The organism is Mucilaginibacter sp. P4_G9 (assembly GCF_056400985.1).
Genome location: NZ_JBFUKF010000253.1, coordinates 1 through 7,270, shown reverse-complemented (window position 1 = coordinate 7,270; position 7,270 = coordinate 1). Strand labels below are relative to the sequence as shown.

Genomic DNA, 7,270 nt, shown 5'->3' with positions numbered 1-7,270 from the left:
ATTCATAAGCGCGCAATTTACAAAAGGTATAGATAAAAAGATAAAAGACTTATTGACAAAGAAGAAGAAGAAAAGATAGCCGATTAAGATTATATGCTTCCTTTAAGACTTTAATAAAATTATTTACGTTTGTCTATTTAAAATTACCAAAATCAATTTGAGCCAAACGCTGTTACCAAGTAAATACTATTCTTTTATATGAGACTTTCCATTGAACGCAAACCCATAAGAGTTAACCCCGACCCCAAACGAGTAATTGCAAGATTCTTTTTCAATGGTAACGATCGTGCTAAAGAAGTAATAGAACGCGTAATGGGCATCAGCGAGGAAATTGCCTTTGGTATTGTATCGCCGCTGTTGCAGGAATACTCCAAACGTCACCGTAATATAACCCGGGTTTTAAATCGTCATTGCAGCAAATTAAAACCGCTATTTATTGAGTTGAATATTGATTATGATACACTTACGATTAGCCGTAAATTGCTTATCGGTTCTTATTTTACACACGAATATTCTATAGAATCTGCTGCTTTCTTTAATCCATCTATTGTTGAGGACCCGGATCAGACTGAACTTGAAGACGGACAACGCCGGGTGATCATCAGTTTCAGGGCGGTAGGCGAGGGGCATATTTCATCTATCACGTTTCGCCGTGGATTAATTGATAAATTTAATAATATTACCATTTTACCTGCGGGTAATTATATCGATGAGGCCGAAATTGTACGCAACGCCGTTTATAATAAAAAACTCTTTTTTGATAAAGCAGCCATAACCCAGATAGATATTGATGTTTTAAATGAGCTGGAATCAAAGCTCGACCATCATTTTGAATACGCCAACCTGCGCCGCATCATTATCGAATCGCAAAGACTACAGGAAAGCGATATGAAAAAACTGGAATATGATAAAATACTTTGGCTGGCCGATTCATATTATGAGATTGTTTTTTCATTAGATACCGATATTTCCGATAGGGTAATATTCCCCATATCTGAGTACGAGCGTAAAGGTATTGAGGATGCCCGTTTTGTTCAGTTCACTAATGAAGATGACAGTTCTGTTTATTATGCTACTTATACTGCTTACGATGGTTCGCTCATTATGCCTAAGCTGTTGCAAACCACAGATTTTTATAATTTCAAAATAATGCCCTTATATGGTGCAGGCGCTCAAAATAAAAACCTGGCCCTGTTTCCGCGTAAAATAAATGGCAAATTTGCAATGATATCCCGTATTGATGGCTGTAACAACTACATCATGTATGCGGATAAGATAAATATATGGGAAAAGCCTATCCTGCTGCAGCAACCTAAATTTACCTGGGAATTTATCCAGATAGGTAATTGCGGTTCGCCTATCGAGACCAAGGATGGCTGGCTGGTAATAACTCATGGCGTAGGGCCTATGCGCCGCTATGTATTGGGCGCAAGTTTATTAAAGCTGGATGATCCGGCTATTGAAGTAGGCCGCCTGCATGAGCCGCTCCTGATCCCTAATAGTGATGAACGCGAGGGTTATGTGCCTAATGTATTATACTCCTGTGGTGCAATAATACACAACGACAAGCTGATTATCCCATATGGGGTATCAGATTCCTCAACCGCATTTGCCGAGGTGAGCCTGGCGGAGCTGTTAACTAAGCTAAAAGAGGATAAAAGCGAATAACCAGCTTTTGTTATTAGGTCAAATAGTACTAATTTAACCACAGATAATAAATTAATTAGGTGGTTATAATAAAACGGGTAAGCGGCCAACTGGCCAACAGGTTGCATTTTTTTTCGTATTTTATTGCTAATAGCAAAGCGTATAACTATTCATTACTGATAACCTGTTTTCCTGAGTTTTATGAACTGTTTACTCCGGTAGCTGATGATACACTTAAAGTAATCATCACCCCGCAGGGCACATGGCAAAATATAATAAACAAAATTTTAAATAAGCTTCACGCTGTTGCGTTAAAACTCAGGGTTAAATTTCCTGGCCTTGTTTTTCATTCCATTCCCGAAAATGATCTGCAGCTATCACAATATGATATGAATGCTCCCGCATTTTTAAAATTGGTGCAACACCGGGTTGTAGTACCCGAAGGATGGGTTTACAGGGATTATACAAATTTTAAAAAATATCTGCCCGAAATCAGGAACCTGTTTTCGCCAAAGGAAGAATTCAAGGAAGCGGTAAAGCACAATATTGATTTGGCACGTAGCGTGGGTAATATATTAATAGGCGTACACATAAGGCGTGGCGATTATATCGATTTTAACGGTGGCAAATGGTTTTATAACAACCAAGTATATATTAACAAAATGCGCGAAGTAGAACAGCTTTTTGTGGGGAAACAATGCGTGTTTATTATATGTTCACAGGAAAAGCTTGACACGAACGAGTTTAGCGGTTTCAAAACAGTCATTGCCGAACGGCCGGCAATTGTGGATTTATATTTGCTTGCCGAATGTAACTATATATTTGGCCCCCCAAGCACGTTTACAGGCTGGGCATCGTTATACAACACCGTACCTGCTTACTACATGGAATCGGCGGACGAGAAAATCACCATTAATTCGTTTAAGGAGTTTTTTGATTAATCCTATCGCCAGACAGTGCTGATTTTTTTAAGCGTAAACTTCTCAAAAATCTCAATAGCAAATTCTTTGCGGTCACCTTTTTCTGATTTACGAACGTAATTACTAAGGCTTAGGAGCTTTAACTGCTTTGCCATTGTTGTGGGTTAATTAATAGTAAGTTATGAAAATAATTAAAATTCAGGAGGTCATCATTTAAGAAGTTTCTTGATTGGGGACAAAAAATGTAACTATAAATCGTTGCTATCAATTTATAATGTGTTTGTTAAAACCTGCTAAATTGCTCAATAGCTATGCCCCATGTTTCGTTCTGCTTTCGGCCTTCCATAGCCATCCTAAATAATAAGCGGTTATTTCAACTTTGTATCCTGGTTTCTTGTCGTTCATTTTCAAAAAATGGCGTTGCAATTTAATATGACAGGTTATTAAAAATTTTTAAAAAAACATGAGTTTGGCATATCCATTGATGTAATAATAAAGGTGGCCCTATTTAATTTTACACTGGGCGTTATGATTTATTATATGATAAAAAACTTATAAAACAATGGATCATTTTAGAGAAATAAAAAACAGCTTAACCTGGCACAATGAGGGCAAATTTGAAGTTGAGCTGATTAATGGTATTATTACCAAACTTAATTTTTGTGAGCCTGGAAAGGGCCCTGAAGACTTAGGCAAGTCTCTTACTTCAACCAACTACAAATATTTGCAGTCGGTTTATTCATGCCTTGGCGATCTGTTCAATTTTATTGAGGAAGAAAACAAAAAATTAGGTTACAGCTATGCCCGTAAGGCCGAAGTTTTGCAGCACCAGCAGGAAGAAGTTCAGGAGGAAGTTACCGAGAACCCTTATCCACTGCTTGGCGAAACCAAAATAAGGCCGTTAAATGATTTCCTAAATCAGCCGGAATCAGGTAATTCTTCCGAAGAAAACGGATTGATAAGAGATGCCGGGTGATAGTTTACGGGATAAAAGCTTAAAGCCCGTTTTTAGTGTTGTGATACTTTAAAAAGTACCGCATTAACTTGTTTATGGCTTTTTTCTTCCCCTATGCTTGCTTTCAGCTATCTTGTTTTCCACCCAGTATCTTCTCATATAGTTCTAAATAATCTGCCACCATCTTTTCGCTTGAAAACCGGGAATCTGCCCAATTATAGCAATCAATCCTTTTGATTTCATCCAGTCGTGACACTGCTTCAACCGCTTCATCAACAGTATTAACTAAAAAGCCTGTCTGTGCATGCCTGATCAGTTCCGGCATCGATCCTTTATTAAAAGCAATTACCGGGGTACCGCAAAGCATGGCTTCCGCCACACTCATTCCGAATGGTTCATTAAAACTGATGGGGTGTAACAAGGCTGCGGCTTTACCTAAAAGTGCTTTACGTTTATCCGGCCCGGCATGGCCAACATATTCTATTTCACCGGATAAAAAAGGCTCTATTTTTTCGCGGTAGTAATTTGCATCCTGTATAATACCCGCTATAAGTAATCTGCGTTTGCTTTTTTTTGCTATTTGGATCGCTTCGGCTGTGCCTTTGTCTGGATGAATGCGGCCAAAGTAAAGCAGGTAATCCTCCGGCTTTTCATTAAATTCAAAATCGCGGGTATCCAGGCCGTTATAAACCGTTGCCATGTAGCTAAGCTCCGGGCTGCGATCGGCGTTGCTGATGGATACATAATTACCTATGTGGTTATACTTTTTATAAACCGGGATGATCTTTGATGATGAAAAACCGTGTATCGTAGAGATAACGGGTGTATTGATGAGGCCTGAATAAGTAAGCGGCAAAAAATCAAAATTGTTGTGAATAATATCAAACCCGCCGGCTTTTTCCATCAGGTTACTGATGTGCAGGCACTCCAGTACTTTGGCATCCTGGCTACGGTCTTCCTCGTAACCTGCTGCACAAACGGCATCCAGTTTACCGGCAGTTACAGAGTCGCCGGTGGCAAAAAGTGTAACTTCAATATCCAGCTTAATTAACCCTTCGGCAATATTTGATGCAATTTGTTCCCATGGCCCGTAATGCCTGGGTGGTGTGCGCCAGGCTACAGGTGCTAAAACAGCTACCTTCATTTAACAGATCTCCAGTTTTTGCCCATATTTGTTGTATTCGTATTCCAGCTCAAATGCTTTCAATACGGTTAAATGCGATATCAGGTAAGCCAGTGTACTTTCGGCACCCTGGTTACGGTTAATGCCTTTTGGCAGCAAGCCATCGCAACAACCTTTGGTTTCATGGTCATATAAAGGGGCACGCAGGGTGTTTTCGCCCAGGAACCATTTGTAGCACAGGAACATTTTTTCAACATATTGCGGTACCCTAAAGATCTGGTAAGCCTGGAAATGCATCAACACCATGGCCATCGTTTCAATGGCCTGCTGATCGAATGTAGGGAAGGTGCCGCCACGATAATACCAGCCATCATTACCAACCGGGCTTAAATAACCGTTAGATAGCGTTAGCTTATCTAAAAATGCCATGGTTGCAAGTGCTATTCTTTTTGCATTATCGTTACCTGTAATTTCGCAGGAATGCAAAAGTGCAAGCGGTAGTATGGCGTTATCATAGGTCATTTTTTCTTCAAACCATTGCCAGTCATCTGATTGCGTGTTTTCATATGCATCTATAAGCGGTTGAGTAAGGTCGGCCAACATTTTAACCATACTTTCGTCTGTAGGGAAAACCTTTAAATACAAACTTACGCCAATAATAGTATTGGCCACTCCCCGTAAATGTTTTAAAGCTGCAAAATGCGGTATCGATTTATGGAAGATCTCTAATGCAAACTCCCTGTATGAATTACTGGCTGCGCAACTTATCAAATAACCTAATGACCAAATGGTACGCCCGAATGAGTCCTCAGAACCCACCTCATCCAGGTAGCGCCTGTCAAAGCTCAGGAAGTTACGGAAGTTACCGTCATCGGTTTGCATGTAGTGAATATAGCTTAGGTAGATAGGAAGCAGTTCAAAAGCTTCTTTGCTTTTATTACGCTGGTAAGCCATCAGCGCCATAATGAGTGCACGTGCATTATCATCCAAACAATAGCCCTCTTTTAAATTTGGGATACCATATTTGGCATGCTGTACTATGCCGGTATCATCGGTTAAACGCAATACATGTGTTAAACTGAATTTAGGGAGTATTTCGGGGTCAACAATGCTGTTCTTTAATATTTTGTCGCTGAAATCATACTTCGAAACAGATTCCTGTGCTGCTTTAATAAATTCGGAACCAATTACCGGCCAGCGCAGGTGGAGGCCATATTGATAGGCGTTTTCTTTTAATTCCAGTAAAACGCGGTCCTGGTCCAGCAATTCAATTACGGTTTCGGCAAGCGCTTCGGAGTTTTTAAAATCAAACAGCCTTCCGCGGTTATCAGCTAAAAGTTCGGTAGCGTGCCAGTATGGGGTTGATACAACGGCAGCACCTGCACCTACAGCGTATGATAAGGTGCCGCTGGTAATCTGTGCCTCGTTCAGGTATGGGGTAACGTATAATTCGCAGGCAGTAAGGTAATTTATCAGCTCTTCCTCCGGGACAAATTTGTTGATGAACGCAAGGTTTTGTGATACACCTAATTGTGCGGCCAATGATTTCAGGTGATCACGGTATTCCTCGCCCGAACTTTTGATAACGCCAGGGTGCGTGTTCCCCAATATCACGTACATCACATCCGGATGTTTAGCTACTATTTTAGGTAAGGCTTTTATAACGGTTTCTAATCCTTTATTGCGGCTTAGTAAACCAAATGTTAGCATTACCCGGTGGTTTTTAAATGTGCTGAGATTTTTTACCGGGTTTTCTTCCAGCGCTTCTATATCCGGCACACCATGTTCAATGATCTGGATCTTTTCTGCGGGGATCTCATAAATACAAGTTAAAAACTCTACAGCCCGGTGACTCATTACGATGATCTTTGACGACTGCTCGGCAATTTCACGGATGATGATGCGCTGAACATAGCTGGGATCTTTTAATATGGTGTGCAGTATGGATATTAAAGGTTTCTCTAACCGGTTTATCAATGGCAATATGTAAATGCCGCTTTCGCCGCCATAAATGCCAAACTCATGTTCCATAATACAAACATCAGCATTGCTTGTGTTGATATAATTGGCTGCCTTGATATAGTCCTTTTGGTGATTTTGACGGATAACGTATTTTACCTCCTCCGGATACTCGTATTCCTGGATGCTTTCCGAATCATTTAAAGCAACAACAAAGCCGCCTTGTAACAGTAATGTCCTTTCAGGAAAGTTCGCGTTGATAGCACACATTAAATTTTGATTAAATGTAGCTAAACCGCATTCGCGGGGAGGATAGGTAGATATATATGCTATTTTCATGTTGGTAGAAATATTAAAAACTGTGGTACAGAGAAAACATCAATTTTTAATTGTTTGTTTACTCCGTTGACTATAAAAAAGGGCATTAGTGCTCTTGATTATAAAGATAGAGGCGCCTGCAGCGTATTTTTATGGCTATGTGGATAAATGCATAAACCATACCAATTTAATTAAAACTAAATTTTATAAGATATTATTTAATATTGATGACCTAAAAGTTACCAGCAGCAAATGGAGAATATTGCTTACAAATCAGGCTGTGCAGTAGTTTATGGCTTCTATAATTACCTCACACGCTTTTTCAATTTCACCAGGTTTGATGATGAG

At 39.8% G+C, this 7,270-nt stretch carries 6 protein-coding genes; 3 read left to right on the top strand and 3 right to left on the bottom strand.

Annotation, left to right across the window (positions count from 1 at the left end):
* The first annotated feature begins 198 nt into the window (after nucleotides 1-198).
* Nucleotides 199-1,668 (top strand): glycoside hydrolase family 130 protein, encoded by a 1,470-nt coding sequence (locus AC1DPZ_RS18590; protein WP_477406143.1) that lies wholly within the window; start codon nucleotides 199-201, stop codon nucleotides 1,666-1,668.
* Nucleotides 1,669-1,727: 59 nt separating this feature from the next.
* Nucleotides 1,728-2,588 (top strand): alpha-1,2-fucosyltransferase, encoded by an 861-nt coding sequence (locus AC1DPZ_RS18585; protein WP_477406141.1) that lies wholly within the window; start codon nucleotides 1,728-1,730, stop codon nucleotides 2,586-2,588.
* 2 nt (nucleotides 2,589-2,590) lie between these two features.
* On the opposite strand, the gene AC1DPZ_RS18580 is transcribed toward AC1DPZ_RS18585, so the two are convergent.
* Nucleotides 2,591-2,722 carry a hypothetical protein gene (locus AC1DPZ_RS18580; RefSeq protein ID WP_477406139.1) on the bottom strand — a complete coding sequence of 44 codons (132 nt, stop codon included), beginning with the start codon at nucleotides 2,720-2,722 and terminating at the stop codon, nucleotides 2,591-2,593.
* 407 nt (nucleotides 2,723-3,129) lie between these two features.
* On the opposite strand from AC1DPZ_RS18580, the gene AC1DPZ_RS18575 reads away from it, so the two are divergent.
* Entirely contained in the window at nucleotides 3,130-3,543 is a 414-nt protein-coding gene (locus AC1DPZ_RS18575; RefSeq protein ID WP_477406137.1) for a hypothetical protein, read from the top strand.
* A 103-nt stretch (nucleotides 3,544-3,646) separates the two neighbouring features.
* Here AC1DPZ_RS18575 and AC1DPZ_RS18570 read toward each other — a convergent pair whose 3' ends face one another.
* Both AC1DPZ_RS18570 and AC1DPZ_RS18565 read right to left on the bottom strand, forming a co-directional pair.
* Nucleotides 3,647-4,666, bottom strand: coding sequence for a glycosyltransferase family 4 protein (locus tag AC1DPZ_RS18570; protein WP_477406135.1), 1,020 nt, complete (start codon nucleotides 4,664-4,666; stop codon nucleotides 3,647-3,649).
* Nucleotides 4,667-6,943 carry a glycosyltransferase family 4 protein gene (locus tag AC1DPZ_RS18565; protein WP_477406133.1) on the bottom strand — a complete coding sequence of 759 codons (2,277 nt, stop codon included), beginning with the start codon at nucleotides 6,941-6,943 and terminating at the stop codon, nucleotides 4,667-4,669.
* Nucleotides 6,944-7,270: the final 327 nt, after the last annotated feature.